Origin of the sequence: Desulfamplus magnetovallimortis (assembly GCF_900170035.1) — a bacterium.
GTDB lineage: Bacteria > Desulfobacterota > Desulfobacteria > Desulfobacterales > Desulfobacteraceae > Desulfamplus > Desulfamplus magnetovallimortis.
Genome location: NZ_LT828544.1, coordinates 169,170 through 172,807, shown reverse-complemented (window position 1 = coordinate 172,807; position 3,638 = coordinate 169,170). Strand labels below are relative to the sequence as shown.

At 39.6% G+C, this 3,638-nt stretch carries 5 protein-coding genes and 1 pseudogene; 5 read left to right on the top strand and 1 reads right to left on the bottom strand.

What is annotated here, in order from left to right; genetic code table 11:
• Positions 1-111: 111 nt before the first annotated feature.
• The 5 genes from MTBBW1_RS10875 to MTBBW1_RS10850 all read left to right on the top strand — a co-directional run bounded on the left by MTBBW1_RS10875 (position 112) and on the right by MTBBW1_RS10850 (position 3,304).
• On the top strand, positions 112-633 hold the full coding sequence (locus MTBBW1_RS10875; protein WP_139786734.1) for a hypothetical protein: 522 nt from the start codon (positions 112-114) through the stop codon (positions 631-633).
• A gap of 46 nt (positions 634-679) precedes the next feature.
• Positions 680-1,168, top strand: a complete 489-nt coding sequence (locus MTBBW1_RS10870; RefSeq protein WP_080803258.1) for a hypothetical protein — start codon at positions 680-682, stop codon at positions 1,166-1,168.
• Between the two features lie 261 nt (positions 1,169-1,429).
• Positions 1,430-1,675: a hypothetical protein gene (locus MTBBW1_RS10860; protein ID WP_222424039.1), complete on the top strand. Its 246-nt coding sequence runs from the start codon at positions 1,430-1,432 to the stop codon at positions 1,673-1,675.
• Positions 1,676-1,758: 83 nt separating this feature from the next.
• Complete coding sequence (locus MTBBW1_RS10855; protein WP_186441209.1) at positions 1,759-2,586, top strand: ExeA family protein; 828 nt, start codon at positions 1,759-1,761, stop codon at positions 2,584-2,586.
• A 148-nt stretch (positions 2,587-2,734) separates the two neighbouring features.
• Positions 2,735-3,304, top strand: a complete 570-nt coding sequence (locus MTBBW1_RS10850) for a PD-(D/E)XK nuclease family transposase (RefSeq protein WP_080803245.1) — start codon at positions 2,735-2,737, stop codon at positions 3,302-3,304.
• A 142-nt stretch (positions 3,305-3,446) separates the two neighbouring features.
• On the opposite strand, the pseudogene MTBBW1_RS28310 reads toward MTBBW1_RS10850, so the two are convergent.
• Positions 3,447-3,638 (bottom strand): annotated as a pseudogene (locus MTBBW1_RS28310) (nucleotidyltransferase domain-containing protein); the annotation flags it as partial.

Genomic DNA, 3,638 nt, shown 5'->3' with positions numbered 1-3,638 from the left:
TAGTGAGTTTTGCGGTATTGCATAATAACCATTCTCAACACCAGATCCTTTAAGCCCCTGGCAAATCACTGGCACCTGTATTATATTGAATTAGACAAATTTTTGAGCTGTTTGAATAAGAAAACAAACGCAATACCAGAGACCGAATTGGAAGAGTGGAGTTATTTTATTGGTAATATCCAGGATAATGACGCCCCGCTTGACAGTGTTCTCAATCATAATACAGCAATACAGGAGGTATATAAAATGCTTAAAACCTTTACCAAAGATGACAGGCTTCGGGAGCAGTATCGACTTCATGAAGAGTTTCTACGGGTTCAAAGCACAGAGAGAGAACTGTCTAAAAAGTTAAAACAGGATTATCTCTTTACAACAAATGCCTATAAAAAGGAAAAAGAGGAAAGAAAAGCCGCACTAAAAGAAAAAGAGACTGCACTAAAAGAAAAAGAGACCGCACTAAAAGAAAAAGAGACCACACTAAAAGAAAAAGAGACCGCACTAAAAGAAAAAGAAGCAGCTATAGAATTGACAAACAAATCCATTGCTTTCATGCAAAAGAAGGGCAGCTCACCGGAGGAGATAGCTGAAATATTGAATATACCGATATCCAGGATAATGAAAACCCGCTTGTAACTCTTGGCATATTAAGTGCTGCAATATCCTTCAAAAAGGTAAAAAAATGAGAATGTTATATTTATTTAAATCAAATTCTCAAAAAGCTGTCATGATTTCATTAATGTTATGTATTGGAATATTTCTATTATATTCAAAAACAATTACATTCGATTTTGTGGATTATGATGACAGAACCGTCCTTCTTGCACACCCTAATCTTTACAATGAAGAATCATTTACTTCAAGTCTGAAAGAAATTTTGTATAATTATTTTCCCAGAGAAGAGCCGTTAATATTAAGAGATATAACATGGGCAATTAACAGCTATCTTTTTGGATTTAAAAATCCAATGGGTTATCATCTTGGTAATGTAATTATAAACAGTTTTAATGTTGCTTTGCTTTTTCTGGTTCTATTTCTAAATACCAATAGTCTGAGGTTGGCTTTACTTGTATCCATAACTTATGGAGTACTTCCTGGCAATGTTGAGCCAGTATGCTGGGTCAAGGGTAGAAAAGATCTTCTTGTAAGCTTTTTATGTTATCTGCCCTGATTTTCCAGACACTGTCATTTGAAACACAAAATAGAAGCAAAAAGAATATTTTATATCTGTTGACCCTGCTGTGTAATGTCATGGCTCTTCTTTCCAAAATAAATGCTCTTACCTTTTTTATGGTTCTTATTACACATCAAATATTCTATCCATTTTTAAAGAAAAAAACAATGGCTGCCCCAATACCATGAACGAATCCACTCCACTCTGGAGGTCTCACCTCTTAAAATGAGAACGGTGTTTGAGAATCATTGCCGGGAATTGCCCCCGCTTTGTGATATTGAATCGCTGTTCAGGATGGAACGAAGATGCCGGGTCTATTCGGACGGAACGATTCAGTACAAAAAGAAGAAGTACGAGGTTCCCGGAGAACAGCCTAATTCACGGGTGACCATCTATTTCATGCCCTGGGGAGACCCCACCATATATTATGGTGATGAGATGCGCAAAGCCAGACCGGTAGACAGGTCGGACAACGCCCGGCGATTTGATCATCCCAACAGATAAATAAAGGGTAGCCGCCCGGGTCTGCTGATGGACTCTTCATGTCATATCAGCGGATTCAGGGCACTCCAAAAAAGGAGTTTTTTATGGCACGAAAACATGGTACCTCACCGGCAGAGTTTTTCAGATGGAAACGGCACCCATTTGCGGATACATATCCCATAAAAACGCCCTATGCGTCCCAATGGGATCAATTCCTGCTGAATTCTTCGGAGATGCTTCTGGCCAACGGCAAAAATTTTGCTCTCTTCGGCACATCCGGTGCCGGAAAAACGACGTTGATCCGGCATCTTCTTTCAAACCTTGATCCCAATTCATACAAGCCGGCATTTATCCATTATGGGGGGCTTTTGAGAAACGGCATGCTAAAAGCCATCGCCGACCTGTTTGGTGTGGACACAAGTGGAAGAAATGTCCCCCTCATCATCAAACTGCAAAAACAGATAGGGAACAATTCCCCTGACAGGCTATCTCCTTTCCCGGTGTTTATCATTGACGATGCCCATCTCATGGAAAAAGAGTCCTTGATGGATATTTGCTCCCTTCTGGTCAATCCCCATGAAGAGAAAATTGCCGCAAGCCTCATCCTGGTGGGAGATGAAAAACTTCCACAAAGGCTGAGACTACAATCCATGGCATCTGTGAGAAGCCGTCTGACAGGGCTTTTTGAAATGAAACCCTTGAATCACGATGACAGTGTCGAATTCATCGAGTTCAGACTTGAAAATGCAGACGCTCCGGAAGATCTTTTTGATCAGGAGACTCTGCATCAGATCGTTGCCCATTGTAGAGGCAATAGGCGACGAATTATGAATATATGCACGCTTCTTCTAAATGAAGCCTATTATCGACAGGAGAAAACGGTCGGAGCTGAATTGTTTTTCAGCTGTGACCAGATACAAATTTCTGAGTGAAACGGAGACATACGAGGGGGGACCCCGATGTCAAGGGATAGCTCAGGGCGGTAGACTGGTGTCTACTCTTTAGAGCCCGGTATGCACCGGGCTCTTTTTTTGGTTTCCATAGAGGTAAAATAGCTCTGGATTTTTGTGGGGTAATACTATGACAATCTACACCCTGTTTGATGATGAGAGTGAATCAGAATTCTGGTACAATCATTTTACCATGCTCAACACCAGATCCTTTAGGCCCCTGGCAAATCACTGGCACCTGTATTACATTGAATTAGACAAATTTTTGAGATGTTTGAAAAAGAGAACAAATGCAATGCCAGAGACCGAACTGGAAGAGTGGAGTTATTTTATTGGTAATATCCAGGATAATGATGCCCCGCTTGACAGTGTTCTCAATCATAATACAGCAATACAGGAGGTATATAAAATGCTTAAAACCTTTACCAAAGATGACAGACTTCGGGAGCAGTATCGACTTCATGAAGAGTTTCTACGGGTTCAAAGCACAGAGAGAGAACTGTCTAAAAAGTTAAAACAGGATTATCTCTTTATCACAAACGCTTATAAAAATGAAAAAGAAGCACGTCAAAAAGAGAAAGAAGCGGCAATAGAGTTGACAAAAAAATCCATTGCTTTCATGCAAAAGAAGGGCAGCTCACCGGAAGAGATAGCTGAAATATTGAATATACCGCTGGAAGATGTTTTAAAGTACAAATGAATTATGTTCCTCTAAACGGCATCCTTCATATTAAATTAAAAGAGTATACCCTTTTTTGTTGTGATCATCCAATCACCTCTTCAGCCATGGAGAGGTGATTGGATGATTTTTTTTATTGGGTATATTTGAAACCTTTTATAATTTAAAAAAACTTCTTACCGACACGATCAATATGATCCTTAAGGTCACAATTCTCAATGGAATTATAGTCCACAATATCAACTTCATAAGGCAACATAAGATCATCAATCCTTCTTTTAAGCCTTGCCAAATCGCTAAACGTCAAATTATCAACTTTTATTGCAATATCGATATCTGATCCGTTTCTACACGC

Bases quoted from the DNA above. Each gene is read 5' to 3' on its own strand.
- MTBBW1_RS10870 (WP_080803258.1), top strand. From the start codon at position 680: ATGAGAATGTTATATTTATTTAAATCAAATTCTCAAAAAGCTGTCATG.
- MTBBW1_RS10855 (WP_186441209.1), top strand. From the start codon at position 1,759: ATGGCACGAAAACATGGTACCTCACCGGCAGAGTTTTTCAGATGGAAA.
- MTBBW1_RS10850 (WP_080803245.1), top strand. From the start codon at position 2,735: ATGACAATCTACACCCTGTTTGATGATGAGAGTGAATCAGAATTCTGG.